Source organism: Burkholderia sp. MSMB2157WGS, assembly GCF_001532755.1.
In the GTDB taxonomy this organism is placed as follows: domain Bacteria; phylum Pseudomonadota; class Gammaproteobacteria; order Burkholderiales; family Burkholderiaceae; genus Burkholderia.
In genome coordinates this window covers 113,991-140,697 of sequence record NZ_LPJG01000050.1, presented here as the reverse complement: position 1 = coordinate 140,697, position 26,707 = coordinate 113,991, and the positions used below count along the sequence as shown (strand labels likewise).

26 protein-coding genes are annotated in these 26,707 nt (G+C 67.1%); 13 read left to right on the top strand and 13 right to left on the bottom strand.

All coding sequences use genetic code 11. From position 1 onward, the window contains the following. Positions 1-367: 367 nt before the first annotated feature. From phaP to WT53_RS29515, 6 genes are all read right to left on the bottom strand, one after another. Positions 368-952, bottom strand: coding sequence for a TIGR01841 family phasin (phaP, locus tag WT53_RS29540; RefSeq protein ID WP_034208398.1), 585 nt, complete (start codon positions 950-952; stop codon positions 368-370). Between the two features lie 497 nt (positions 953-1,449). Continuing rightward, positions 1,450-2,214: a ParA family protein gene (locus WT53_RS29535; protein ID WP_060262523.1), complete on the bottom strand. Its 765-nt coding sequence runs from the start codon at positions 2,212-2,214 to the stop codon at positions 1,450-1,452. Between the two features lie 113 nt (positions 2,215-2,327). Continuing rightward, entirely contained in the window at positions 2,328-2,951 is a 624-nt protein-coding gene (locus tag WT53_RS29530) for a DNA-3-methyladenine glycosylase (protein WP_059781487.1), read from the bottom strand. Beyond that, positions 2,938-3,468 (bottom strand): G/U mismatch-specific DNA glycosylase, encoded by a 531-nt coding sequence (mug, locus tag WT53_RS29525; protein ID WP_060262521.1) that lies wholly within the window; start codon positions 3,466-3,468, stop codon positions 2,938-2,940. The genes WT53_RS29530 and mug overlap by 14 nt, the downstream gene beginning before the upstream one ends. A 121-nt stretch (positions 3,469-3,589) precedes the next feature. After that, complete coding sequence (locus WT53_RS29520) at positions 3,590-4,138, bottom strand: single-stranded DNA-binding protein (RefSeq protein WP_060262519.1); 549 nt, start codon at positions 4,136-4,138, stop codon at positions 3,590-3,592. Positions 4,139-4,241: 103 nt separating this feature from the next. Beyond that, entirely contained in the window at positions 4,242-5,429 is a 1,188-nt protein-coding gene (locus WT53_RS29515; protein ID WP_034208403.1) for an MFS transporter, read from the bottom strand. 263 nt (positions 5,430-5,692) lie between these two features. On the opposite strand from WT53_RS29515, the gene uvrA reads away from it, so the two are divergent. Both uvrA and WT53_RS29505 read left to right on the top strand, forming a co-directional pair. Beyond that, a complete protein-coding gene (gene uvrA / locus WT53_RS29510; protein WP_034208404.1) occupies positions 5,693-8,578 on the top strand; it encodes an excinuclease ABC subunit UvrA in 2,886 nt (961 codons plus the stop codon). Between the two features lie 261 nt (positions 8,579-8,839). Further along, positions 8,840-9,922: an AI-2E family transporter gene (locus WT53_RS29505; protein ID WP_034208405.1), complete on the top strand. Its 1,083-nt coding sequence runs from the start codon at positions 8,840-8,842 to the stop codon at positions 9,920-9,922. A gap of 91 nt (positions 9,923-10,013) precedes the next feature. Here the strand turns inward: WT53_RS29505 and purU are convergent, their stop codons facing one another. The 5 genes from purU to WT53_RS29480 form a co-directional block, all read right to left on the bottom strand. Further along, positions 10,014-10,898 carry a formyltetrahydrofolate deformylase gene (gene purU / locus WT53_RS29500; RefSeq protein ID WP_034208406.1) on the bottom strand — a complete coding sequence of 295 codons (885 nt, stop codon included), beginning with the start codon at positions 10,896-10,898 and terminating at the stop codon, positions 10,014-10,016. Positions 10,899-10,993: 95 nt separating this feature from the next. Then, on the bottom strand, positions 10,994-11,851 hold the full coding sequence (locus WT53_RS29495) for a DUF4743 domain-containing protein (protein WP_034208407.1): 858 nt from the start codon (positions 11,849-11,851) through the stop codon (positions 10,994-10,996). Between the two features lie 5 nt (positions 11,852-11,856). Beyond that, entirely contained in the window at positions 11,857-12,471 is a 615-nt protein-coding gene (locus tag WT53_RS29490; protein ID WP_034208408.1) for a LysE family translocator, read from the bottom strand. Positions 12,472-12,569: 98 nt separating this feature from the next. After that, entirely contained in the window at positions 12,570-13,136 is a 567-nt protein-coding gene (locus tag WT53_RS29485) for an adenine phosphoribosyltransferase (RefSeq protein ID WP_060262517.1), read from the bottom strand. A 77-nt stretch (positions 13,137-13,213) separates the two neighbouring features. After that, a complete protein-coding gene (locus tag WT53_RS29480; protein ID WP_034208410.1) occupies positions 13,214-15,220 on the bottom strand; it encodes a monovalent cation:proton antiporter family protein in 2,007 nt (668 codons plus the stop codon). A gap of 125 nt (positions 15,221-15,345) precedes the next feature. Here WT53_RS29480 and kdsD point away from each other — a divergent pair, with 125 nt between their 5' ends. The 11 genes from kdsD (at position 15,346) to WT53_RS29425 (ending at position 24,577) form a co-directional block, all read left to right on the top strand. Then, positions 15,346-16,329, top strand: a complete 984-nt coding sequence (gene kdsD, locus WT53_RS29475; RefSeq protein WP_034208411.1) for an arabinose 5-phosphate isomerase KdsD — start codon at positions 15,346-15,348, stop codon at positions 16,327-16,329. After that, complete coding sequence (locus tag WT53_RS29470; protein ID WP_034208412.1) at positions 16,329-16,865, top strand: HAD family hydrolase; 537 nt, start codon at positions 16,329-16,331, stop codon at positions 16,863-16,865. Before kdsD ends, WT53_RS29470 begins: the two co-directional genes overlap by 1 nt. Before the next feature lie 3 nt (positions 16,866-16,868). Next, a complete protein-coding gene (gene lptC / locus WT53_RS29465; protein ID WP_034208413.1) occupies positions 16,869-17,483 on the top strand; it encodes an LPS export ABC transporter periplasmic protein LptC in 615 nt (204 codons plus the stop codon). A gap of 20 nt (positions 17,484-17,503) precedes the next feature. After that, complete coding sequence (gene lptA, locus WT53_RS29460; protein WP_006483139.1) at positions 17,504-18,169, top strand: lipopolysaccharide transport periplasmic protein LptA; 666 nt, start codon at positions 17,504-17,506, stop codon at positions 18,167-18,169. After that, entirely contained in the window at positions 18,166-18,942 is a 777-nt protein-coding gene (gene lptB / locus WT53_RS29455) for an LPS export ABC transporter ATP-binding protein (RefSeq protein ID WP_034208414.1), read from the top strand. Before lptA ends, lptB begins: the two co-directional genes overlap by 4 nt. A 160-nt stretch (positions 18,943-19,102) precedes the next feature. Continuing rightward, positions 19,103-20,608, top strand: a complete 1,506-nt coding sequence (locus WT53_RS29450) for an RNA polymerase factor sigma-54 (protein WP_034208415.1) — start codon at positions 19,103-19,105, stop codon at positions 20,606-20,608. Between the two features lie 158 nt (positions 20,609-20,766). Further along, the gene (hpf, locus tag WT53_RS29445) at positions 20,767-21,126 is read left to right on the top strand and encodes a ribosome hibernation-promoting factor, HPF/YfiA family (protein ID WP_006477786.1); all 360 of its coding nucleotides are present in this window, start codon (positions 20,767-20,769) and stop codon (positions 21,124-21,126) included. Positions 21,127-21,320: 194 nt separating this feature from the next. Then, positions 21,321-21,833 (top strand): PTS sugar transporter subunit IIA, encoded by a 513-nt coding sequence (locus WT53_RS29440; protein ID WP_034208416.1) that lies wholly within the window; start codon positions 21,321-21,323, stop codon positions 21,831-21,833. 129 nt (positions 21,834-21,962) lie between these two features. Beyond that, positions 21,963-22,931 carry an HPr(Ser) kinase/phosphatase gene (hprK, locus tag WT53_RS29435; protein ID WP_006483133.1) on the top strand — a complete coding sequence of 323 codons (969 nt, stop codon included), beginning with the start codon at positions 21,963-21,965 and terminating at the stop codon, positions 22,929-22,931. 74 nt (positions 22,932-23,005) lie between these two features. Then, entirely contained in the window at positions 23,006-23,914 is a 909-nt protein-coding gene (rapZ, locus tag WT53_RS29430; protein ID WP_006477783.1) for an RNase adapter RapZ, read from the top strand. A gap of 27 nt (positions 23,915-23,941) precedes the next feature. After that, positions 23,942-24,577, top strand: a complete 636-nt coding sequence (locus tag WT53_RS29425) for an LON peptidase substrate-binding domain-containing protein (RefSeq protein WP_034208417.1) — start codon at positions 23,942-23,944, stop codon at positions 24,575-24,577. A 116-nt stretch (positions 24,578-24,693) separates the two neighbouring features. Here WT53_RS29425 and mutY read toward each other — a convergent pair whose 3' ends face one another. Both mutY and mutM read right to left on the bottom strand, forming a co-directional pair. Beyond that, on the bottom strand, positions 24,694-25,800 hold the full coding sequence (gene mutY, locus WT53_RS29420) for an A/G-specific adenine glycosylase (protein WP_034208418.1): 1,107 nt from the start codon (positions 25,798-25,800) through the stop codon (positions 24,694-24,696). 25 nt (positions 25,801-25,825) lie between these two features. Next, positions 25,826-26,653, bottom strand: a complete 828-nt coding sequence (gene mutM / locus WT53_RS29415; RefSeq protein WP_034208419.1) for a bifunctional DNA-formamidopyrimidine glycosylase/DNA-(apurinic or apyrimidinic site) lyase — start codon at positions 26,651-26,653, stop codon at positions 25,826-25,828. Positions 26,654-26,707: the final 54 nt, after the last annotated feature.

Sequence of the window (26,707 nt, the reverse complement as noted above, 5' to 3'; positions counted from 1 at the left end):
GCCGCAATCTTCGCCAGCGAGCCGCCGAATTTGCCGACCGCGGTCCGCGCGGCCGATACGATCACTACATCCGTCATGTTCAATCCCTGCATTGAAATCAGTTCGTCGTTCCGACGCCGGCACGAGGCGGCTGCACGTAGCGATGGCGTGCGTCGGGCCATCCGGCGCGAGCGCGGTCGCATGCCGCCGCATGGCGGGCAGCATCCGTTCGCACCGGCGGCACGGCACACCGCGGCACGGGCAACCGTGCACGGTCGTCTTGCGGCGCACCGGGCGTTCGCCGGACCCCGCGTGGCACACGCGGGGTCCGGCGCCATCCGGCGCCGGTCAATCGTGTCGCGCCTGCGCGCGACACGCACTCACGCGGTTACGCTGCCGATTCGCGCGCAGCCGCTGCGTCCTTGCGGGCAGCGGCCGCCGTCTGCTTGGCGCCGCGCGCGGCCGTTTCGCTGACCGCATCGAAGCCGCTCTGCGCCGCTTCGAGCGCCTGCCCCGTCGCCGCACGCACGGAGTCGGCCGCGGCGCTCGCCGCGGACAGCGCCGAATTCAGCGCGGCCACCACCGGCGCCGAGCCGGCCGGCGCATGCTTCGACAGTTCGCCGAGCACGTCCTTCAGACGCTTGTCGTTCTGCTCGTACTGCGCCTGCGCGACCTTCGCCCATTCGGACTGCGTCGACACCGCGATGTCGAACAGATGGCGGCCGTACGACACGACCTTGCCGGCCGCTTCCTGCGGCGCGGCCACCTGCTGCGCGAAGCCTGCGGCCGGGTTGTTGCCGTTGAACGCGTTCTTCAGCTTGTCCTCGTATTCCTCGAGCGCCGTCCGGGCCGCCTGCAGGTTGAGTTCGACGACGGCCTCGAAACCGTGGATCGCCGGACGGGCGATCGCGAACCAGGCGGCGATACCGGATTGATAATCGGCGGCGAGTTTTTCGGGGGCAAATACGGACATCGGGCACGCTCCTGTTAGCAATGCGAGAGACGACTTGAAGAAAAATGGAAGCTTGATCGACAGCTGCTTCCTTATTGACAACCCGTCACCTTTTTGTGCACGGGCGGTTGAAGGAAGCCATTTTAGAGCGATTAATTGTCAATTAAGTGGCATTAATGATAGGTATAAACCCTTATTACCCTTTGGAGCGCCTGCCGAAGCCCCCGGCGCGTCGACGTCGTGGCCGTGATATCACTTGCTCCGACCCGCAATGCTTTTTTACCTTTTTACAGCATAGCGCAACATGACGTCGCGCAATATTTACCAATTCATTATTCTGCTTATTAGAAAACCGGCCCTCATTGGAAATTCAGCAACCACCCATGTAACCGTTTTTCTGGATTCTTTATGAAATCGTTTTCTACATTATTAATACCGAATTCAATAATCGGACGAATTACGGGAGCGATAAAAAAGGCCGCTTGAAGCGGCCCCGGTCGACGCGGTCGGGCGCGGGATCAGCCCGCCAGTTCGCGATGCAGCGCGCGAAACTCCTGCGCCAGTTTGTGCGTCGGCTCGAGATAGATCACCGGCGTCGACTGCTGATGCGATTCGCGGATCTTCACCGACGCGGACAACCGCGACGCGAGTACCGGCAGCCCTTCGTCGACGAGCTCGTCGACCAGCCGTTGCGGCAGACTCGCGCGCGGCTGGAACTGGTTGATGACGATCCCTTCCACCTCGAGCGCCGCGTTGTGGTCCTGCTGGATTTCCTTCACGTTCTCGAGCAGCGTGTACAGCGCGCGGCGCGAGAAATCGTCGCAGTCGAACGGGATCAGGCAGCGTTCGACCGCGATCAGCGCCGAGCGCGTATAGAAATTCAGCGCGGGCGGCGTGTCGATGTACACGGCGTCGTACATGTCGAGCTCGTTCAGCGCGTCGCGCAGCTTGTAGATCTTGTAGCGCGATTCGAGCTTGCCGTGCAGCGTGTCGAGATCCGGATGCGCGGGCATCACGTCGAGCCCGTCGAACGGGGTCGCGTGGATGAACGACGCGATGTCGACCGGACGGAAGTTGAAGGTCAGCGCGGTTTCGAAGAAGCCGGCGACGCCCGGTTGCGCATCGGCCGCGGCGTCGCCGAGCAGGTAGCGCGTCGAGTTCGCCTGCGCATCGAGATCGATGACGAGCGTGCGCAATCCTTCGCTCGCACTGATCGCCGCCAGGTTGCAGACGATCGTCGACTTGCCCACGCCGCCCTTCTGGTTGAATACGACCCGCCGCATGGTGTCCCCTCGATCGAAACGTCGAAACGGCCAGCTTAGCCGGTCAATCATGGCGGCGGCGTGACGCGGGTCGAATTGGGAGCGAAGTGGACGCGAACTGGGCGCGGCACCCGTCACGTGCGCGGCGCCGCGCCCGATACGTACCGGTTGCCGGGCACGCTCCACCGCCACGGCAGATCCTGGCCGACGCGAATGCCGACGCGCGGCCCGCCCGCCAGATCCGCGGGCGGCGCCATCCCGTCGTCGACGATCGCGAACCCGTCATGCGCGCCGACCAGGTCGACGCCATCCTGCGCACCGCCGATCCCCATCGCCTGCGTCAACCGCGCCGGCCCGCGGCACAGGTCGCGATCGCGCGTGCGCGGCGGCCGCGCCGCACGCATTCGTTCGAGCCCGTGCAGCGGCTCCAGCGCACGGATCAGCACGCCCGTTCCCGCGCCGTCCGGGCCGCACACGCAGTTGCAGCACCAGTGCATGCCGTACGTGAAATAAACGTAGAAGTGCCCGGGCGGCCCGAACATCGTCGCATTGCGCGGCGTCTTGCCGCGATAGGTGTGCGCGGCCGGATCGAGCGCGCCCGCATACGCTTCCACTTCGACGATGCGGCCGGCCCGGCCGTCCGCGGCCGCGAGGATCTTGTTGAGCAGTTGCGGCGCCACCTCGGTGGCCATGCGGTTGAAGAATGCGCGCGGCACGATGGTGCCGGGCCATGGATCCGCGGTCTTACTGCGTCGCATCGTGCTTCTCTGCCGTCGCCACGAGACGAAGCTCACGATACGCATCGACCAGATCGTCGAGCGCGAATGCGAGGTTTCTCCCGCTGGGGTTGGGCAGCACCCACACCCGCGCTTGCCGGATGCGCGATGGCTGCGAACCCCACGCGACTTCGCGCTGCCCCGACAGCGCCGAATACGCTGCCTTGCCGAGAAACGCGACGAAGCGCGGTGCTTGCTGCGCGACCTTCCGTTCGAACGCGGCGGCCGCGGCCACGAATTCCGCGCGCGAGAGCTGATCGGCACGCGCGGTGGGCCGCGGCACCACGGTCGTCAGCCCGCAGCCGTAACCGAGTATCGCGCGATCGTCCCGCGGCGCAAGTTCCATCGGCGTGAAACCCGCGAGATGGATCACGCGCCAGAAGCGGTTGTTTCTCCCCGCGAAGTGATGACCGCTCGCGGCCGCGATCAGGCCGGGATTGATCCCGCAGAACAGGACGTCGAGACGGGGAGCGATGAGGTCGGGAAGTGCGTCAGCCACGTTTCGTCCCGAGCGCGACGGGTATGCGCGACGTAAACGAAGCAAGGCCCGAAAACCCGGGCCAAGCGACTGGCTTGACGCGGACATTCGGGCCCATCGTGATGCGGGGTGCGACTTGCGATCAGAACGGAATATCGTCATCCATCTCGTCGAACCCGCCGCCTGCCGGTGCGCTCGGACGGCTCTGACCACCGCCGCCCGCACCGCCACGCGCCGCGCCGCCGGCACGACCGCCACCGCCGCCGCGCTCCGCCTGCTCGCCGCGACCGCCGCCACCACCGTAGCCGCCGCCATAACCGCCTTCGTCACCGCCGCCACCGCCGCCGCCCGAACCACCGCGGCCGCCGAGCATCTGCATCTGTTCGGCGACGATTTCGGTCGAGTAACGGTCCTGGCCGTCCTGACCCTGCCACTTGCGCGTACGGATGCGGCCTTCGATATAGACCGACGAACCCTTCTTCAGGTATTCGCTGACGATTTCCGCCAGACGGCCGAAGAACGCGACGCGGTGCCATTCGGTCATTTCCTTGAAATCGCCGCTTGCCTTGTCCTTGTACCGATCGGTCGTCGCGAGACGGATGTTCGCAACCGCGTCGCCGCTCGGCAGGTAACGGACTTCAGGATCGGCGCCGAGATTGCCGACGAGGATGACCTTGTTGACGGATGCCATGTGTTTCTCCAGTAAATTCGATGCGGGGCCGCCCGCGAAAGCCGTCCGAGCGGCCCGCCGGGCTAGCCGGCGAACGCCGCCCGCGCCTGCCCGACGATCAGATTCAGGCCTTGCGCGGCGGCGCTTTCATGCTGGCCGCGATTATAAGCCACGCGGCAACGAGCCCCGAACACGTGTAGAACACCGTATTCGCGCCGCCGTGCTTGAGCAGCCAGCCGCCCACGATGCCGCCGAGCGCGAGCCCGACCGACTGCGTGGTGTTGTAAACACCCGTGGCCGCGCCCTTGCGCGAACCCGGCGCGAGCTTCGACACGAGCGACGGCTGCGACGCTTCCAGGATGTTGAACCCGAGGAAGTACACGAACAGGATCGCCGCCACAATCAGAATGGTATGCGGTGCGCTGCCGAGCAACAATTGGCCGATCAGGATAGCCAGAATGCCGCCGAGCAGCACCGGCTTCATCTTGCCCCGCTTTTCCGCGACGATGATCGCCGGCACCATCATCACGAACGCGAGCCCCATCACCGGCAGGTAGACCTTCCAGTGCGCGGCGACCGGCAGCCCGCCGTCCACCAGCAGGCGCGGCACGACGAGGAACAGCGCCGTCTGCGTCGCATGCAGCACCAGCACGCCGAAGTTCAGGCGCAGCAGCTCGGCGTTGTGCAGCACCTCGGCGAACGGCGCGGGCACGTGCACGGGCTTGGCCGCGTCGGGCACGATCCACAGCACAACGCCGATCGCGAGGATCGACAGCACGCCGACGATCGCGAACAGCCCGCTCATCCCGACCCAGTGGAACACGATCGGCGCACCGACGATCGCGACCGCGAACGACACGCCGATCGAGCCGCCGACCATCGCCATCGCCTTCGTGCGGTTCTGCTCGGAGGTCAGGTCGGCGATGAACGCAAGCACCGCGGACGACACCGCGCCCATCCCCTGGATCACGCGGCCGACGATGATCCACGTGATGTCGTGCGCGAACGCGGCGACGAAGCTGCCGAGCGCGAAGATCACGAGGCCCGTGGCGATCACCGGCTTGCGGCCGAACTTGTCGGACGCCCAGCCGTAGAAGATGTAGAACAGCGACTGCGTGACGCCGTAGGCCCCGAGCGCGACCCCGACGAGCAGCACGTTGTCGCCGCCCGGAATGGTTTTCGCGTAGACCGAGAACACCGGCATGATCATGAACAGGCCGAGCATGCGCAGCGCGAAAATCGCCGCGAGCGACGTGGTCGCGCGCAGTTCGGGCGCGGTCATGCGGGAAGACGTGGCAGACGGATTGGACATCGGGAATGAATTTCGAATGATCGGAATGTCCGCCCGGCAGCGGGCGGCGGAAGATCAGGACCGGCGGCCGGGCGGCCTTTCGGGCGACACGTCGGGGCCGGATGCAGGCGGCCCGCGGGCCGCCCGGAACGTGCGGCGCGACCGCTTTCCCCGGCGCAGGCGTCGCCTTGCTGCCACCTGCTGTAAAGGCTGAGGGCCGTAAACGACGGTCTCGAAAAGCCGTTATAGTAGCAGGTTTGGTTCCCTCCATTTTCGCCAGGTTCATGGAACAGATCCGCATCCGTGGGGCACGCACCCACAACCTGAAAAACGTCAATCTCGACCTGCCTCGCCACAAGCTGGTCGTGATTACCGGGTTGTCCGGATCGGGCAAGTCGTCGCTCGCGTTCGACACCCTTTATGCCGAAGGCCAGCGCCGCTACGTGGAAAGCCTGTCCGCATACGCCCGCCAGTTCCTGCAACTGATGGAGAAGCCCGACGTCGACCTGATCGAGGGGCTGTCGCCGGCGATCTCGATCGAGCAGAAGGCAACGTCCCACAATCCGCGTTCGACCGTCGGCACGGTCACCGAAATCCACGACTACCTGCGGCTTTTGTACGCACGTGTCGGCACGCCGTACTGCCCCGACCACGACATCCCGCTCGAGGCGCAGAGCGTGTCGCAGATGGTCGACGCGGCGCTCGCGCTGCCCGAGGAAACCAAGCTGATGATCCTCGCGCCGGTCGTCGCGAACCGCAAGGGCGAGCACGCCGAGCTGTTCGAGGAGATGCAGGCGCAGGGCTTCGTGCGCTTTCGCGTGCGCTCGGGCGGCGGCGCCGCGAACGAAGGCGTCGCGAAGATCTACGAGGTCGAGTCGCTGCCGAAGCTGAAGAAGAACGACAAGCACACGATCGACGTCGTCGTCGATCGCCTGAAGGTGCGCCCGGACATGAAGCAGCGGCTCGCCGAATCGTTCGAGACGGCGCTGCGCCTCGCCGACGGCCGCGCGATCGCGCTCGAGATGGATACCGACCGCGAGCACCTGTTCAGCTCGAAGTTCGCGTGCCCGGTCTGCTCGTACTCGCTGCAGGAGCTCGAGCCGCGCCTGTTCTCGTTCAACAACCCGATGGGCGCGTGCCCGGAATGCGACGGCCTCGGTCAGATCACGTTCTTCGACCCGAAGCGGGTCGTCGCGCACCCGTCGCTGTCGCTCGCCGCCGGCGCCGTGAAGGGCTGGGACCGCCGCAACCAGTTCTACTTCCAGATGCTGCAGAGCCTCGCGGCCTTCTACGAATTCGACATCGACGCCGCATTCGAGGATCTGCCCGAAAAGATCCGGAAGGTGCTGCTGTTTGGCTCCGGCAAGCAGACGATCCCGTTCTCGTACATCAACGAGCGCGGCCGCACGACGATCCGCGAGCACGTGTTCGAGGGGATCATCCCGAATCTCGAGCGCCGCTACCGCGAGACCGATTCGGTCGCGGTGCGCGAAGAGCTGTCGAAATACCAGAACAACCAGCCGTGCCCGTCCTGCGACGGCACGCGCCTGCGCCGCGAGGCGCGCCACGTGCGGATCGGCACCGGCGACCACGCGCGCGGCATCTATGAAATCAGCGGCTGGCCGCTGCGCGACGCGCTCGGCTATTTCGACGGGCTGACGCTCGAAGGCGCGAAGCGCGAGATCGCCGACAAGGTGATCAAGGAAATCGTCGCGCGCCTGACGTTCCTGAACAACGTCGGCCTCGATTACCTGTCGCTCGAGCGCAGCGCCGAAACGCTGTCGGGCGGCGAGGCGCAGCGGATCCGGCTCGCGTCGCAGATCGGCTCGGGCCTCACGGGCGTGATGTACGTGCTCGACGAGCCGTCGATCGGGCTGCACCAGCGCGACAACGACCGCCTGATCGCGACGCTCAAGCATCTGCGCGACCTCGGCAACTCGGTGATCGTCGTCGAGCACGACGAGGACATGATCCGCACGGCCGACTACGTCGTCGACATGGGCCCCGGCGCGGGCGAGCACGGCGGCGTCGTGGTCGCCGAAGGCACGCCGAAGCAGGTGCAGTCGAACCCCCAATCGCTGACCGGCCAGTACCTGCTCGGCAAGCGCGTCATCGAGTACCCGGACGAGCGGCTCGCGCCCGATCCGGAACGGATGCTGCGCATCGTCGACGCGCACGGCAACAACCTGAAGCACGTCGATCTCGAGCTGCCGGTCGGCCTGCTGACCTGCATCACCGGCGTGTCGGGCTCCGGCAAGTCGACGCTGATCAACGACACGCTGTATCACGCGGTCGCGCGCCACCTGTACGGCTCGGCTGCCGAGCCTGCGCCGCACGAGGCGATCGAGGGCCTCGAGCACTTCGACAAGGTGATCAACGTCGACCAGTCGCCGATCGGCCGCACGCCGCGCTCGAACCCGGCCACGTACACGGGCCTGTTCACGCCGATCCGCGAGCTGTTCTCGGGCGTGCCGACCGCGAAAGAGCGCGGCTACGATCCGGGTCGCTTCTCGTTCAACGTGAAAGGCGGCCGCTGCGAATCGTGCCAGGGCGACGGCGTGCTGAAGGTCGAGATGCACTTCCTGCCGGACGTCTACGTGCCGTGCGACGTGTGCCACGGCAAGCGCTACAACCGCGAAACGCTCGAAGTGCAATACAAGGGCAAGAACATCAGCGAAGTGCTCGACATGACGGTCGAGCACGCGTACGAGTTCTTCAGCGCGGTGCCGGTCATCGCGCGCAAGCTGAAGACGCTGCTCGACGTCGGCCTCGGCTACATCCGCCTCGGCCAGTCGGCCACGACGCTGTCGGGCGGCGAGGCGCAGCGCGTGAAGCTGTCGCTGGAGCTCTCCAAGCGCGACACCGGCCGCACGCTGTATATCCTCGACGAGCCGACCACCGGCTTGCACTTCCACGACATCGCGCTGCTGCTGGAAGTGATCCACCGGCTGCGCGACCAGGGCAACACGGTCGTGATCATCGAGCACAACCTCGACGTGATCAAGACGGCCGACTGGGTGATCGACCTCGGCCCGGAAGGCGGCGCCGGCGGCGGCCAGATCATCGCGCAGGGCACGCCCGAGCAGGTCGCGAAGACGAAGGCGAGCTTCACCGGCAAGTACCTCGCGCCGCTGCTCAAGCGCCCGACCCGCAAAGTCGCGGCAGGCTGACCCCGGTCCGCCGGTTCCACCCTTCCCCGCGCGCGGCGCCCGGCCGCGCGCGCGTCGACGGCAGACCGCCCCCTCGTTTTCCCTTCTGCGTTTACACCACGCGCCAAACGGCCCGTTTGCGGACCATAATGGCAGCTATACTTTACGGTCGTAAGGTTCGCCATCCGCACCAATCCGGTGCAGCGCCTGGCGACCGGCATCGGGCGACCGGCGCTCTGCCTCGCACTGCGCGGCCCGACACACCGACGACAGGAATCCACGATGGAGAAGCAACAAGAGTCGCGCGACACGCAGAACCGCGAGCCGCACCTGCGCAGTGTGCGGCTGACGAGCGACTTGAGCCTGCCGAAGCTGTCGGCGCTCGAGATCGGCAGCTACCTCTTCGCGCTCGCCATGATGTGGCTCGTCCTCGAGCTCCGGCTGCTCGGCGGGATGCTGGCCGGCCTGCTCGTCTATCAGCTGATCCACACGATCGCGCCCGTGATCGAACGCCATACCACCAGCATGCGCGCGCGCTGGGTCGCCGTCGTGCTGCTGTCGATCGCGATCGTCGGCGGGCTCACCGGCCTGACGATCGGCATCATCGAGCATTTCGAGCACACGGTGCCGAACCTGCAGAGCCTGCTCGACCAGTTGATGCAGATCGTCGAGCAGACGCGCGCGCGCACGCCGGCGTGGATCGCGAACCTGCTGCCCGTCGACGTCGAACAGATGAAGACGAAGGCGGCCGTGCTGATGCATTCGCACATGGACCAGCTCCAGCAAAGCGGCAAAAGCGTGGCGCGCGGCTTCGGCCACGTGCTGTTCGGGATGATCATCGGCGCGATGATCGCGATCGGCGTCGAGCAGGGCAAGGTGCGCCGGCCGCTGTCGACCGCGCTCGTCACGCGCGTGTCGCGCTTCGCCGATGCGTTCCGCCGCATCGTGTTCGCGCAGATCAAGATCTCCGCGATCAACGCGGCCTTCACCGGCATCTACCTGCTCGTCGCGCTGCCGATCTTCCACCAGCGGCTGCCGCTGTCGAAAACGCTCGTGCTGGTCACGTTCATCGTCGGCCTGCTGCCGGTGATCGGCAACCTGATCTCGAACACGCTGATCGTCGCGGTGTCGCTGTCGGTCAGCATGGGCACCGCGATCGCGTCGCTCGCGTTCCTCGTGATCATCCACAAGCTCGAATATTTCCTGAACGCGAAGATCATCGGCGGCCAGATCGAGTCGCGCGCGTGGGAGCTGCTGCTCGCGATGCTGATCATGGAAGCCGCGTTCGGGCTGCCGGGCGTGATCGCCGCGCCGATCTTCTATGCGTACCTGAAACGCGAGCTGCACCTGCTGCGGCTGATTTGAAGCCGCCCGCTCGCCGACGGCGATAAAAAAACGCCGCGCCCCGAAGGGCGCGGCGTTTTTGCTCGTGGGGCCGGCCTTTCGGGCCGGCGGATCAGCGGAACACGACCGTCTTCGTCCCGTTCAGCACGATCCGGTGCTCGACGTGCCACTTCACCGCGCGCGCGAGCGTCACGCACTCGACGTCGCGGCCGATCGCGGTCAGTTGGTCGGGCGTCATGCTGTGGTCGACGCGCTCGACTTCCTGCTCGATGATCGGGCCTTCGTCGAGATCGGTCGTCACGTAGTGCGCGGTCGCGCCGATCAGCTTCACGCCGCGGTCGAACGCCTGGTAGTAAGGCTTCGCGCCCTTGAAGCTCGGCAGAAACGAATGGTGGATGTTGATCGCGCGCCCGGCGAGCTGCTCGCACATGTTCGGCGACAGGATCTGCATGTAGCGCGCGAGCACGACGAGATCGGCCTGATGCTCGTCGATCACTTCCAGCACGCGCGCTTCCTGCGCGGCCTTCGCGGCATCGGACGAACCGCCGATCAGCGGGAAGTGATGGAACGGAATGTTGTAGCTCGCGGCGAGCTGGTAGAACTCCTTGTGATTCGACACGATCGCCGGAATCTCGATCGGCAACTGGCCGGTGCGATAGCGGAACAGCAGGTCGTTCAGGCAGTGGCCGATCTTCGACACCATGATCACGACGCGCGGCTTCACGGCCGCATCGTGCAGCTCCCAGCGCATCGAGAACTGTTCGGCGAGCGGCGCGAATTCCTTGCGAAGCGTGTCGAGCGCCGACGCCGCATCCACGCCGCCGCCGTCCTGCTCGAAGTGCACGCGCATGAAGAACTCGCCGGTGCGGCTGTCGCCGAACTGCGCGGAATCGAGGATGTTGTTGCTGCGCTCGAACAGGAAGCCCGAGACCGCATGGACGATGCCGTGCCGGTCGGGGCACGACAGTTTCAAGATAAAGCTGTGATCGGTCGGCATGACCGCTACTCCCTTCGTTTCGGTATTCGTCAAATTGGCGCTCGTTCGGCCGCACCCGCGCGCCACGCGCAGGCGCCGGCCCCGCATAGGGCGAGCTACGCGGCCGCCGTGAACAGCGCGTCGATGCCCGCGGCGTCGGCCGCCGCGAGCCAGCGATGGCGCAGCAACGTGTCGAGCATCGCGAGGCTCGCGTCCATCGTCGCGCGGCCTTCGCGCAGCCAGGCAATCACTTCGGGCACGCCGGCCAGCAGATGCTCGGCCACTTCGCCGTCCTGGTTGTGCGGCGCGAAGTCGCGCGGCAGCGGCAGGTCGTACACGAAGATCAGTTCGGACTGCGTGCCTTCCGGCAGCGAGCACAACACCTGCACTGCCCGGCCCGCAATCGCGCGTGCCGCGAGTTCCGCCGGCATGCCAGCCTCTTCCCAGCACTCCTTGATGAGCGTCTCGTGAACGCCCAGGCCCCAGCCGATGCCGCCCGCGACGACGTTGTCGAGCATGCCGGGGTCGGTGGCCTTGGTCGCGCTGCGGCGGCCGAGCCACATTTGCGGTGCGGCGGGCGAACCCGGTGCAATCGCATATTCTACGATGCCGTTCACGTGCACCGCATAAGTCTGCGTACCGAAGAAGCGCGACGCGGCGCGCTCGATGTAGGCGAGCGGCGGATCGTCGAAACGGTTGCGGATCGCATAGATCTCGTCGCGCCAGCCCGGAATCGCGCCCTCGGCGGCCAGCGCGCCGATCGCGCTCGCGAGCGCCATGCTGCGCGCATCGACCGTGTCGTAGCGCGCCGACAGCACGACCCGCTCGCCGGTCAACTCGAACACGTCGGGCCAGCGCGCGAGCCTGGCGACGTCCCGGCGGCGCACCCAGCCGACCGCCTGGCCGGCGATCTCGAAACGCAGGTGCGCGGCCGGATCGAAGCGGCGCGCGGCCGCGATGCACGGAAACGTCATCTCGCTCAATCCTTCAGCGCGACGCGAATGCCGATCGCGATGAACGTCGCGCCGGCGATCCGGTCGAGCCACACACCGACCTGCGGGCGACGCTTCAGCCACGCGCCGATCATGCCCGCGCCGACGCCGAACAGCGAGAAGACCGCGGCCGTCTGCAGCATGAACAGCGCGCCGAGCTCGAACATCTGCAGCGTCACGCCCTGCGCGCCGTGCGGATCGACGAACTGCGGCAGGAACACGACGAAGAACAGCGTGACCTTCGGGTTCATCAGGTTGCCGATCACGCTCTGCCGGAAAATCGCGCCGAGCGGCTGCGGCGGGCGCGCATGCGCGTTCGCGAGGCCCTGGCTGCGCAGCGCCTTGATGCCGATCCACACGAGGTACGCGGCGCCCGCGAGCTTCAGGATCTGGAACGCGACCGGCGACGAACGCAGCACGGCCGCGACGCCGAGCGCCGCGAGCGTCGTGTGGAACAGGATCCCCGCCGTGAAGCCGAGCGCGGCGACGAAGCCGGCCGCGCGGCCCTGCGAGATGCCGCGTGCGAGCACCTGCAGGTTGTCGGGCCCCGGCGCGAACGTGATCGCGATCGACGTGGCGAGAAACAGCATGAAGTTGGGCATCGTGACCTCGCTGCGTAACGTGAGCCAAGCGTGAACCAGGCGTGAACCAGCCGTGAACCCGCGCAAGCCGGGGCGGCAAGCCGCGGCCGGACCGGCGTTCAGTGGCCGGGGAATTCGGTAACGGTATAAACGGGCAGGCCGGCATTGCGCAGCAGCGCCGAGCCGCCGAGATCCGGCAGGTCGATGATCGCCGCGCCTTCGACGACCACCGCGCCGAGCCGCTGCAGCAGGTCGCGCCCCGCCATCATCGTGCCGCCGGTCGCGATCAGGTCGTCCATGATGATCACGCGGTCGCCGGGGCGGCACGCATCTTCGTGGATCTCGACCGTCGCGCTGCCGTATTCGAGGTCGTACGATTCCGAACGGGTCTTGTACGGCAGCTTGCCAACCTTGCGGATCGGCACGAAGCCGACGCTCAGCTCGTACGCGACGATCGGCGCGATGATGAAGCCGCGCGCGTCGAGGCCCGCGACGTAATCGAGCTTCGCATCGACATAGCGTTCGACGAACAAGTCGACGAGGATGCGCAGTGCCTTCGGGCTCTGCAGCAGCGTCGTGATGTCGCGGAACTGCACGCCCGGCTGCGGCCAGTCGGGCACCGTGCGGATCTGGCTGTGAATGAAGGCGACCGGATCGAGCGGTGCGCCCGACGACGAATGCGGCATGAAACTCTCCGAAAAAAACGGTGCGCGAAGATCGGGCACCGTTTCTGATCAATACGGGTCAGGTTGTGATTCGCGGCTCACGCAGCCGCGGCCGGCGGATCGCGCCGATGGCGCGACAACCGCTCCTCCGCGAGCGCGAGCGCCTCGGGCAACCCGCGCAGCACCACGATGTCGCTCGCGCGCAGCTTGGTCTGCGGATCGGGTTCGACGCCGCGGATGCCGTGCCGGCGGATCGCCGTGACTTCCAGCCCGAGCGCGTACAGCCCGAGTTCTTCCAGCGAACGCCCGACCGCGTCCGCGCGCGCATCGACCGGCACCGATTGTAGCCGCACCTGCTCGTGATCGTCGTCGTCCGCGTCGTCCGCGCCGCGGAAATAGCCGCGCAGCAGGCTGTAGCGCTCGTCGCGCATCTCCTCGACGCGCCGCACGACCTTGCGCATCGGCACGCCGACCAGCACCAGCGTATGCGACGCGAGCATCAGGCTGCCCTCGACGATCTCCGGAATCACCTCGGTCGCGCCGGCCGCGAGCAGCTTCTCCAGATCGGCATCGTCGACGGTGCGCACGATCGCCGGCAGCGTCGGCTCGAGCTCGTGCACGTGGTGCAGCACGCGCAGCGCGGACGGCGTGTTCGCGTAGGTGATCGCGACGGCCGCCGCACGGTGGATACCGGCCGCGAGCAGCGACTCGCGGCGCGCCGCGTCGCCGAACACGACCGATTCGCCGGCCGTCGCGGCCGCGCTCACGCGATCGGGATCGAGGTCGAGCGCGACGTACGAAATGCCTTCCTGCTCGAGCATGCGCGCCAGGTTCTGGCCCGCGCGGCCATAGCCGCAGATGATCACGTGGCCGCGCTGCTTGAGGCTTTGCGTCGCGATCCGCGTCATCTGCAGCGATTGCTGCATCCACTCCGTCGACGACAGCCGCATCACGATGCGGTCGGCGTTCTGGATCAGGAACGGCGCGGCGAGCATCGACAGCAGCATCGACGCGAGGATCGCCTGCAGCAGCGTCGAATCGACGAGATGCCGGTCGAGAATCAGGTTCAGCAGCACGAAGCCGAATTCGCCGGCCTGCGCGAGGCCGATCCCCGTGCGCATCGCAACGCCCGGCGTCGCGCCGAACAGCCGTGCGAGCCCCGCGATCATCGTCGCCTTGAACAGGATCTGCCCGACGAAAAAGCCGAGCACGATCAACGGATGCTCCCAGATCACGCGCGGGTCGAGCAGCATCCCCGTCGTCACGAAGAACAGGCCGAGCAGCACGTCGCGGAACGGCTTGATGTCCTCTTCCACCTGATGGCGGAACGGCGTCTCGGAAATGAGCATCCCCGCGATGAACGCGCCGAGCGCGAGCGACAGGCCGAAGCGGTCGGTGACGAACGCGGCGCCGAGCGTGACAAGCAGCAGGTTCAGCACGAACAGCTCCTGCGAGCGGCGCCGCGCGACGACGTTGAGCCAGCGCGTCATGAAACGCTGGCCGATGACCAGCAGCAGCGTGAGCGCGATCACGATCTTGAGCGCCGCGAAGCCGAGCGTGATCGCGAGATCCTTCGACGATTCGGCGCCGAACGCGGCGATCACGATCAGCAGCGGCACGACCGCGAGATCCTGGAACAGCAGCACGCCGAAGATGTTGCGGCCGTGCTCCGTCTCGATCTCGAGCCGCTCGGCGAGCATCTTCGACACGATCGCCGTCGACGACATCGCGAGCGCGCCGCCGAGCGCGATGCTGCCCTGCCACGTGATGTGCACCCAGCGCTCGAACAGCACGCCGAGCACGAGCGCGAGCACGAGGGTCGCGACGACCTGCAGCAGGCCGAGCCCGAACACGAGCCGCTGCATCGCCCTCAGCTTCGCGAGCGAGAATTCCAGGCCGATCGAAAACATCAGGAACACCACGCCGAACTCCGCGAGGTGCTCGGCCCGTTCGAGATCCGCCGCGACGCCGAACGCGTGCGGGCCGACCAGGATGCCGACGGTCAGGTAGCCGAGCATCGGCGGCAGGTTCAGCGAGCGGAATACGACGACGCCCACCACCGAGGCCAGCAGCAGCAGCAGGGTCATTTCGAGCGGGGAAATCACAGGCGAAGCGTCCTCGTTCGTCGGGGCCACGGCAATGCGGGCGCGGGTGGTGGCGGTGGACAGGCGACGTCGGACGAGTCCGAAGGCGCGGCGCGGCGAACAAACGCCTTTGCTATACTCCGCGCATGATAGCGAAAATCAATGATGATCGGGCGCTCGCGCTCGCCCGCGACGTGCTCGACATCGAGGCGGACGCCGTGCGCGCGCTGCGCGACCAGCTCGACGGCAGCTTCGTCCAGGCCGTTGCGCTGCTGCTCGGCTGCCGCGGCCGCGTCGTGGTCTCCGGGATCGGCAAATCGGGGCACATCGCCCGCAAGATCGCGGCCACGCTGGCCAGCACCGGTACGCCGGCCTTCTTCGTCCACCCTGCCGAGGCCAGCCACGGCGACCTTGGGATGGTCACCTCCGACGACGTCTTCATCGGCATCTCCTATTCCGGCGAATCGGAAGAACTCGTCGCGATCCTGCCGCTCGTGAAGCGGATCGGCGCGAAGCTGATCGCGATCACGGGCCGCGCGGGGTCGAGCCTCGGCACGCTCGCCGACGTGAACCTGAACGCCGCGGTGTCGAAGGAAGCGTGCCCGCTGAACCTCGCGCCCACCGCGAGCACGACCGCCGCGCTCGCGCTCGGCGATGCGCTCGCCGTCGCCGTGCTCGATGCGCGCGGCTTCGGCTCGGAAGATTTCGCGCGCTCGCATCCGGGCGGCGCGCTCGGCCGGCGCCTGCTCACCTACGTGCGCGACGTGATGCGCTCGGGCGACGACGTCCCCTCCGTCGGGCTGAACGCGACGCTGTCGGACGCGCTGTTCCAGATCACCGCGAAGCGCCTCGGCATGACGGCCGTGGTCGACGCCGACGGCAAGGTCGTCGGCATCTTCACGGACGGCGACCTGCGCCGCGTGCTCGCGCGCGACGGCGACTTCCGCACGCTGCCGATCACCGAAGTCATGACGCGCGACCCGCGCACGATCGCGCCGGATCACCTGGCCGTCGAGGCCGTGGAACTGATGGAGCGCCACCGGATCAACCAGATGCTGGTCGTCGATGCCGACGGCGCGCTGATCGGCGCGCTGAACATGCACGACCTGTTTTCGAAGAAGGTGATCTGATGAGCGCAGCGCTGACTGCGGCCGAACGCGCGAGCCGCGTGAAGCTGATGATTTTCGACGTCGACGGCGTACTGACCGACGGCGGCCTGTTGTTTACAGCGGCCGGCGACGCGATGAAGTCGTTCAATTCGCTCGACGGCCACGGCGTGAAGCTGCTCGGCGAAGCCGGCATCGCGACCGCGATCATCACGGGCCGCCGCTCGGACATCGTCGCGTCGCGCGCGAAGGAAATGAAGATCGCGCACCTGTTCCAGGGCGTCGAGAACAAGCTCGCCGTGTTCGCCGACCTGATCGCGTCGCTCGGCCTGACGGCCGACGCATGCGGCTACATGGGCGACGACTGGCCCGATCTGCCGGTCATGCTACGCTGCGGCTTCGCGACGGCCCCCGCGAACGCGCACCCCGAGGTGATCGCCCGTGCGCACTGGGTCGCCGAAGCCCGCGGCGGCCACGGCGCCGTGCGCGAGGTCTGCGATGCGATCCTGCGCGCACAGCGCCGCTACGACGCGCTGCTCGCCGCCGCCTGCGGAGCCTGACCGATGAGCACGCATTTCCGCTGGACCCAGCTGCTGCCGCTCGCCGCGGTCGCCGCGCTCGCGGGCGTCACCTGGTGGCTGCTGCAGGCCACGCTGCCGCCGCCCGGCGAGGGCGTCGCGCAGCCGAAGCGCCATACGCCCGACTATTTCGCGGACAACTTCTCGGTCACCGAGCTCGACCAGTCCGGCACGACCCAGTACCGGCTGACGGCCGCGAAGCTGGTCCATTACGAAGACACCGAAAGCAGCGACCTGACCGATCCGGCCATGCGCGCGTTCCAGCCCGGCAAGCCCGTCGTGACGACCACCGCGAAGCGCGGCACCGTCAACGGCGACGTGTCGATCGTCGATTTGTACGACGATGCGCGCATCCTGCGCGCGGCCGGCGGCGGCGATCCGCAGATGCAGGCCGATTCCCAGCATTTCCGGATCTTCGTCAATGACGATGTGATCCAGACCGAAAAGCCGGTTAAACTTCAGCGCGGCCTGTCGCTCGTCAACGCGACCGACGGCATGAAGTACAACAACGTCACCCGGGTCATCGAGCTTTACGGCAACGTGCGCGGCACGATCGCCGCGGCGGACACGTCCGGCGGCTCGAAAGGTCAACCCAAGTGACGCATCCCTCACGTGACTGCATGAACGAACCGTTCCCTCGACAGATTTCCGGCGGCGCTGCGCGCGCCGTCCGCGCCGCGCTCGCCGCGACGCTCGTGGCGCTCCCGCTCGTCGGGCTGGCGCCGCTCGCCCATGCCGAGAAGGCCGACCAGAACAAGCCGATCAACGTCGAGGCCGACAACCTGACCTACGACGATCTGAAGCAGGTCACGGTCGCGACCGGCAACGTCGTGATCACGAAGGGCACGATCATCATCAAGGGCGATCGCGTCGAAGTGCGCCAGGACCCGGAAGGCTACCAGTACGCGACGTCGTTCGGCAGCGGCAAGAAGCACGCGACGTTCCGCCAGAAGCGCGAAGGCCTCGACGAATACATCGACGGCGATGCCGAGCGCATCGACTACGACGGCAAGCAGGACCTGACCACGCTGACCACCGCGGCGACCGTGCGCCGCCTGCAGGGCACGTCGACCGTCGCCGATACCGTGCACGGCAGCGTGATCACGTATGACGGCCAGCGCGACTTCTACACCGCGAAGGGCGGCAAGGACGTCGCGGCGCCGGGCAACCCGAACGGCCGCGTGCGCGCGATGCTGTCGCCGAAGAACGGCGGCCCCGCGCCGCTGAACGGGGCGCCGGCCAAGCTGTCGCCGTCGACCACGATCCAGGGAGCGCCGGGCCAATGAACGCGCTCCCGAATCGCCAGCCGGCCGGCACCACGAGCTCGCTCGTCGTCCGCAACCTGAAGAAGCGCTACGGCTCGCGCACGGTCGTCAAGGACGTGTCGCTCGACGTGAAGAGCGGCGAAGTCGTCGGCCTGCTCGGCCCGAACGGCGCCGGCAAGACCACGTCGTTCTACATGATCGTCGGCCTCGTGCCGACGGACGGGGGCGAAATCTCGCTGAACGGCAGCTCGATCGGCCTGCTGCCGATCCACAAGCGCGCGTCGCTCGGCCTGTCGTACCTGCCGCAAGAGGCGTCCGTGTTCCGCAAGCTGACCGTCGAGGAGAACATCCGCGCGGTGCTCGAGCTGCAGCACGGCGAAGACGGCAAGCGGCTGTCGAAGGATGCGATCTCGTCGCGCACCGAAGCGCTGCTCGACGAGCTGCAGATCGGCCACCTGCGCGAGAACCCCGCGCTGTCGCTGTCGGGCGGCGAACGGCGCCGCGTCGAAATCGCGCGCGCGCTCGCGACCAACCCGAACTTCATCCTGCTCGACGAACCGTTCGCCGGCGTCGATCCGATCGCGGTGCTCGAGATCCAGAAGATCGTCAAGTTCCTGAAGCAGCGCAACATCGGCGTGCTGATCACGGACCACAACGTCCGCGAAACGCTCGGCATCTGCGACCACGCGTACATCATCAGCGACGGTTCGGTGCTGGCCGCGGGTGCGCCGAGCGAAATCATCGAAAACGAAAGCGTGCGCCGCGTGTACCTCGGCGAGCACTTCCGCATGTAACGTTCTCCTCGTGGCTGGCTGCACCCCGCCCGGCATGGCCGCGCGGGGCCGCGTCCCGCTTCGCGGCCATGCCCGCGGCCACGCGGCGCGCCGCGCGTAATCGCGGATGGCTCAATGCGCCTGGGTCGTGGCAAACTGCCGGTATGACTCCCTCCTTGCCATGAAAGCCAGCCTCCAACTTCGCCTGTCGCAACATCTGGCGCTGACGCCGCAGCTGCAGCAGTCGATCCGGCTCCTGCAGTTGTCGACGCTCGAATTGCAGCAGGAAGTCGCGATGGCCGTCGCGCAGAATCCGCTGCTCGAAACCGACGACGAATGGATCGCGAGCCCGCTGCGCGTCGCGGCGGACGGATCGCTGATCGCGCAGACGCCGCCCGCACAGAACACCGAACCCGTCGCGACGAACGGCAGCGGCACGTCCAGCGATCGCGCGGAGCGCGACGAGCCGGCCGGCGCCGACGAATACGACGGTTACGGGTCCGGCGACGGCAACGACGGCCCGCAATGGAACCTCGACGAATACGGCCGCTCGGGCGGCGCGTCCGACGACGACGACCTGCCGCCGCTGCAGGTGCAGGAAGCCGCGACGTCGCTGCGCGACCACCTGTCCGCGCAGTTGCGCGTCACGCAGGCCGGCCCGCGCGATCGCGCGCTCGTGATGTTCCTGATCGAATCGCTCGACGACGACGGCTACCTGACCGCCACGCTCGACGAAGTGCTCGCCGACCTGCCGCCCGAACTGGAAATCGACGGCGACGAACTGAACGCGGCGCTCGCGCTGCTGCACAGCTTCGACCCGGCCGGCGTCGGCGCGCGCTCGGCCTCCGAATGCCTGAAGCTGCAGTTGCTGCGTCTCGATCCGTCCCCGACGCGCACGCTCGCGCTCGAGATCGTGTCGCAGCATCTCGAGCTGCTCGCCGCCCGCGACTTCACACGGTTGCGCAAGCACCTGAAGGCGAGCGACGACGCGCTGCGCGACGCGCACACGCTGATCCGCTCGCTGGAGCCGTTCCCCGGCGCCGCATACGGCAAGGCCGAGGCCGACTACGTCGTGCCCGACATCATCGTGAAGAAGGCCGGCCAGGGATGGCTCGCGGAACTCAATCCGGAGGTCGTGCCGCGCCTGCGGATCAACAACCTGTACGCGAACATCCTGCGCAACAGCCGCGGCGATCCGTCGGCCGGATCGCTGAAGCAGCAGCTTCAGGAAGCGCGCTGGCTGATCAAAAATATCCAGCAGCGTTTCGACACGATCCTGCGTGTCGCGCAGGCTATTGTCGAGCGTCAGAAGAATTTCTTTGCGCACGGCGAAATTGCCATGCGCCCCTTGGTTTTGCGGGAAATAGCTGATACGCTGGGCCTACACGAGTCGACTGTCAGCCGTGTGACAACCGGGAAGTACATGCTGACCCCGTTCGGGACGCTTGAATTTAAGTACTTCTTCGGATCTCACGTTTCGACCGACACCGGTGGCGCCGCCTCGTCGACCGCCATCCGAGCCCTCATCAAGCAACTGATAGGAGCTGAAGACCCAAAATCGCCACTTTCGGACAGCCGCATTGCCGAGCTGCTGGCAGAACAGGGGTTCGTGGTCGCGCGCCGCACGGTTGCGAAATATCGCGAAGCCCTCAAGATCCCGGCAGTGAATCTGCGCAAGTCTCTTTAAGCCTGCTGCCTGCCCGGCGGCAGGCGTGTTCCGGCCACCGCGCACACGGGGAACAGGCCGGGCGACCTGTCCGCGAAACGCCGCCTCGTGCGGCACGGGCAAGTCGACCGGAGCGCCGCCTCGATGCGGCCGGGTGGTCACTCGCTTGGAGAAGCACTATGAACCTGAAGATCAGTGGACATCATCTCGAAGTCACGCCTGCCATTCGCGAATACGTGATCACCAAGCTGGACCGGGTGCTACGGCATAGCGATCAGGTGATCGATGGCACTGTGATCCTCTCGGTCGACAACCACAAGGAAAAGGACAAGCAGCAGCGCGCGGAAATCAATCTGCACCTGAAGGGCAAGGACATCTTCGTCGAAAGCGCGAACGGCAACCTGTACGCCGCGATCGATCTGCTGATCGACAAGCTGGATCGCCAGGTCGTCAAGCACATGGAGCGCCTGCAAACGCACGCGCACGATCCGATCAAGCTGCAGCCGTCGATCGACCAGATCGAACTGCCGCCGCAATAACCATCACTGCAACACGCACGCCGCCCGGTTCGCCGGGCGTTTTTTTTGCGACTCCGCGCGAAGGTGCAGCCGGTCCGTCCGTGCCGCGCCACGCACGCGGCTGTGCTCTATAATGTTCCGGTTATCGCCGGGGGGTGTTGGATGCGGTAGCGGCGTTGCAGGTTGCCATGCCACATGCCTTGATATCGCCGAACATGGAAAATCAGTCCGCCGCCGCAAGGAGACCCCAGGCCGCCCAATCGCCTGCCAACATGAATCGCCTAGCCAAAATCCTGCCCATAGAGAACGTCGTCATCGACCTCTCGGTCACCAGCAAGAAACGCGTCTTCGAACAAGCCGGGCTGATGTTCGAGAATCAGAACGGCATCGGCCGCAGCACCGTCACGGACAACCTGTTCGCACGCGAGCGCCTCGGTTCGACCGGGCTCGGCGAAGGTGTCGCAATTCCGCACGGCCGCATCAAGGGCCTCAAGTACCCGCTCGCCGCGTTCGTCCGCCTCGCCGATGCGATCCCGTTCGAAGCGCCCGACGGCCAGCCGGTCGGCCTTCTGATCTTCCTGCTCGTGCCCGAGCAAGCGACCCAGCAACACCTCGAGATCCTGTCGGAAATCGCGCAACTGCTGTCCGATCGCGACGCACGCGAGCGTCTGCACAACGAAACGGATATCGCCGAGTTGCATCGCCTGCTCACTCAGTGGCAACCTTGAGTTGTTCCGGGCGGAATATTTCCCCGTACCAGGCGGCACGCGCCGCCGTCCAGGGCCGCCCGGCGCCGGCCCGGCATGGCGACGTCCGTCGCCGCGCGCCCGCACCGGCCCATTGGAGTGACGAGAGTCATGGATACGTCCAGCATCAACGCCCAGAGCATCTTCGACGACAACGCAGCCACACTGAAACTGAGCTGGCTGACGGGGCATGAAGGCTGGGAACGCGGCTTTTCAGCCGACACGGTCGGCAACGCAACGTCGAGCGCCGACCTCGTCGGCCACCTGAACCTGATCCACCCGAACCGGATCCAGGTGCTCGGCGAAGCCGAAATCGACTACTACCAGCGACAGACCGACGAAGACCGCTCGCGCCACATGGCCGAGCTGATCGCGCTCGAGCCGCCGTTCCTCGTCGTCGCCGGCGGCGCCGCGGCGCCGCCCGAACTGGTGCTGCGCTGCACGCGCTCGTCCACGCCGCTGTTCACGACGCCGATGTCGGCCGCCGCGGTGATCGACAGCCTGCGGCTCTACATGTCGCGCATCCTCGCGCCGCGCGCGACGCTGCACGGCGTGTTCCTCGACATCCTCGGGATGGGCGTGCTGCTCACCGGCGATTCGGGCCTCGGCAAGAGCGAGCTCGGCCTCGAGCTGATCAGCCGCGGACACGGCCTCGTCGCCGACGACGCAGTCGACTTCGTCCGCCTTGGCCCCGATTTCGTCGAAGGGCGCTGCCCGCCGCTGCTGCAGAACCTGCTCGAAGTGCGCGGCCTCGGCCTGCTCGACATCAAGACGATCTTCGGCGAAACCGCGGTGCGACGGAAAATGAAGCTGAAGCTGATCGTCCAGCTCGTGCGGCGCCCCGACGGCGAATTCCAGCGCCTGCCGCTCGAAAGCCAGACCGTCGACGTGCTCGGTTTGCCGATCAGCAAGGTCACGATCCAGGTCGCGGCCGGCCGCAACCTCGCGGTGCTCGTCGAGGCAGCCGTCCGGAACACGATCCTGCAGTTGCGCGGAATCGACACGTTGCGCGATTTCATGGATCGGCAACGACTCGCGATGCAAGATCCCGACAGTCAGTTCCCCGGCAAACTGGTGTAACCCGCACGCGCCGGCCACGCAACGCCGACGCGTCGAGCCGGTGCTATGATGAAACGTCAGGATTCTCCGTTCCCATGCGCATCGTCCTCATTACCGGCATCTCCGGCTCAGGCAAGTCCGTCGCGCTGAACGCGCTCGAAGACGCAGGCTATTACTGCGTCGACAACCTGCCGCCGCACGTGCTCCCCGAACTCGCCCGCTACCTCGCCCAGGACGGCCAGCGCCGGCTCGCGGTCGCGATCGACGCGCGCTCGAGCGCGTCGCTCGATGAAATGCCCGGCCTGATCCGCGAGCTGTCCCGCGAGCACGACGTGCGCGTGCTGTTCCTCAACGCGAGCACCCAGGCGCTGATCCAGCGCTTCTCCGAAACGCGCCGCCGCCATCCGTTGTCCGGCTCGCGGTCGCACGATGCGGACGTCGGCCTGCTGTCGTCGCTCGAGGAAGCGATCGAGCGCGAACGCGAGCTCGTCGCGCCGCTCGCGGAATTCGGCCACCAGATCGATACCAGCACGCTGCGCGCGAACGCGCTGCGCACCTGGGTCAAGCGCTTCATCGAGCAGAAGAACAACGACCTGATGGTGATGTTCGAATCGTTCGGCTTCAAGCGCGGCGTGCCGCTCGACGCCGACCTGATGTTCGACGTGCGCGCGTTGCCGAATCCGTACTACGACCACCAGTTGCGCCCGCTCACCGGGCTCGACCAGCCGGTCATCGCCTTTCTCGACGCACTGCCGATCGTCCATCAGATGATCGACGACATCCATGCGTTCCTGATGAAATGGCTGCCGCACTTCCGCGATGACAACCGCAGCTACCTGACCGTCGCCATCGGCTGCACGGGCGGCCAGCATCGCTCGGTGTTCATCGCGGAAACGCTCGCCGCGCGCCTCGCGCGCGACGCGAACGTGATCGTGCGGCATCGTGACGCGCCAGTGGATGTCGACGCGTCGTCGCGGCTCGTCTCCGAGGTCGATCGACCCTAGCGACACCCGCCCCCACGCCCGCGCGCCATGTCCTCCCTATCGACCACCCTGATCGACTTGCCGCTGTTTCCGCTGCACACGGTGCTGTTTCCGGGAGGGCTGCTCCCGCTCAAGGTGTTCGAGGCGCGCTATCTCGACATGTCGCGCGCATGCCTGCGCGACGACGCGCCGTTCGGCGTGTGCCTGCTCAAGAGCGGGCCCGAAGTCGCGCAGGACGGCGCGGTGTCGGTGCCCGAAACCATCGGCTGCATGGCGCGCATCACCGAGTGCGATACCGGCGAGTTCGGGATGCTTTATCTGCAGGCGGTCGGCACGCAGCGTTTCGAGTTGCTGTCGTATCGCGTCGAAAGCAACGGGCTGCTGGTCGGCATCGCGGAGCCGCTGCCCGACGACATCCCGCTCGAAGGCGAGCAGGCGCTCGCGCAGTTCGGCTCGTGCGCCGAGGTGCTCGAGCGCATCATCGACGCGCTGAAGAAGTCCGATCCGGAGAAAATGCCGTTCGGCGAACCGTTCCGCCTCGACGATCCGAGCTGGGTATCGAATCGCCTCGCGGAACTGCTGCCGCTCGACCTGCGCGCGCGGCAGAAGCTGATGGAGTTTCCGGACGTCGGCGCGCGCATCGACGCCGTGCACCACGTGCTCGACCGGCACGGCTGGCTGTAACGCCGCAGCCTCCGTCGCGCAGCGCACCTGCCCGGCGAGCCTGCCTGCGCGACGGCACAGCCGCGGCAGTCAGGCGCCTTCCCGAACGCGGCCCGCGCCGCGCCCCACGCCGTTCGTTACAGCAGCGGCCCGCTCAGCGCATCGAGCAGCTTGCGCACGGGCGCCGGCACGCCGTACGCGTCGAGCCGGCTCAGCGGCACCCATGCGGTGTCCGCGTCCCGCGCCGACGACGGCAGGCCCTTGCCTTCCGTCAGATCGCTCAGCCGCGGCTCGATCTCGAGCCGGAAATGCGTGAACGTATGCGTGAGCGGCGCGAGCGGCACCGTGCCGCCGCCGCCGAAGCCGCGCGCGAGATCCGCGAGCGCGGCATCGCCGTCCGCTTGCGGCAGGCTCCACAGTCCGCCCCAGATGCCGGTCGGCGGCCGGCGCTCGAGCAGCACGGCGTCGCCGTCGCGCAGCACGAGCATCCAGGTCTTGCGCGTCGGCACGGCCTTCTTCGGCCGTGCGGCCGGCAGTTCGCGCTGACGGCCGGTCGATTGCGCGACGCAGTCGCCCGCGAACGGGCAGCGCGCGCAGTCGGGTTTGCCGCGCACGCACAGCGTCGCGCCCAGATCCATCAGTCCCTGCGTATACGCGCTCACGTCGGCCGCGTTCGCGGCGTCGGGCAGCAACGATTCGGCGAGCGCCCACATGTCGTTCTCGACGCGCTTCTCGCCCGGAAAGCCCTCGACGCCGAATACCCGCGCGAGCACGCGCTTCACGTTGCCGTCGAGGATCGTCGCGCGCGCGCCGTACGCAAACGACGCGATCGCGGCGGCCGTCGAGCGACCGATGCCCGGCAGTTCGGCCAATGCGTCGGGGGTCGCCGGAAACGCGCCGCCGTGCTCGGCGACGACGACCTGCGCGCAGCGGTGCAGGTTGCGCGCGCGCGAGTAGTAGCCAAGCCCGGCCCACAGCGCCATCACGTCGTCGCTCGGCGCGGCCGCGAGCGCGGCGACGTCGGGGTAGCGGTCGAGAAAACGCGTGTAATACGGAATGACGGTCGATACCTGCGTCTGCTGCAGCATGATTTCCGACAGCCAGATCCGGTACGGATCGCGGGTGTTCTGCCACGGCAGGTCATGGCGGCCATGCTCGCGCTGCCACGCGACGAGACGCGTGGCGAACGTGCGGTGCAGCGGCGTGACGGGGAACGGAGCGGGGGCGATGCGGGGCGGCTTCAAATTTGTCTGATGGCGGAAAAGGGTTTCAACGCTGGCACGTCGGGCAGAAATAGGTCGATCGCTGGCCCTGCACGATCTGGCGGATCGATGTGCCGCATACGCGGCACGGCTGGCCGGCGCGATCGTAGACGAAGCAGTCGAGCTGGAAGTAGCCGCTTTCGCCGTTGCTGCCGACGAAATCGCGCAACGTGCTGCCGCCGCGCTCGATCGCGTCGGCGAGCGTCGCGCGTACCGCATCGGCCAGCCGCTCGTAGCGCGGCAGCGACACCTTGCCGGCGGCCGTCGTCGGCCGGATGCCGGCGCGAAACAGGCTCTCCGACGCGTAGATGTTGCCGACGCCGACGACCATGTCGCCCGCGAGCAGCGCCTGCTTGACCGACACCGTGCGGCCGCGCGTGCGCGCATGCAGCAGCGCGCCGGTGAACGCCGGCGAGAACGGCTCGACGCCGAGGCTCGCGAGTAGCGGATGCGCATGCACGTCGCCTGCTTCGCGCGGATGCCACAGCACGGCGCCGAAGCGGCGCGGATCGCGGAACCGCAGCACGAATTCGTCGAAGATCCAGTCGATGTGGTCGTGCTTCGCCGCGACCGGCACGCCGGTTGCGGGTAGCACGCGCAGCGTGCCGGTCATCCCGAGATGGACGATGAACCAGCCTGCATCGACCTCGAACAGCAGGTACTTGCCGCGGCGCTCGACGGCGAGCACCTCCCGCGCGCGCAACTGCTCGGCGAGCCCCGCCGGCACGGGCCAGCGCAGCATCGCGGTACGGACGTCGACACGCTCGACGCGGCGGCCCGCGACAAAGGGCGCGATGCCCCGGCGCGTGACTTCGACTTCTGGCAACTCTGGCATGTTTTGCGGGTCTGAGGCTACGGTCTGTTTACATAGGAACGCGCGTGCGCCGCC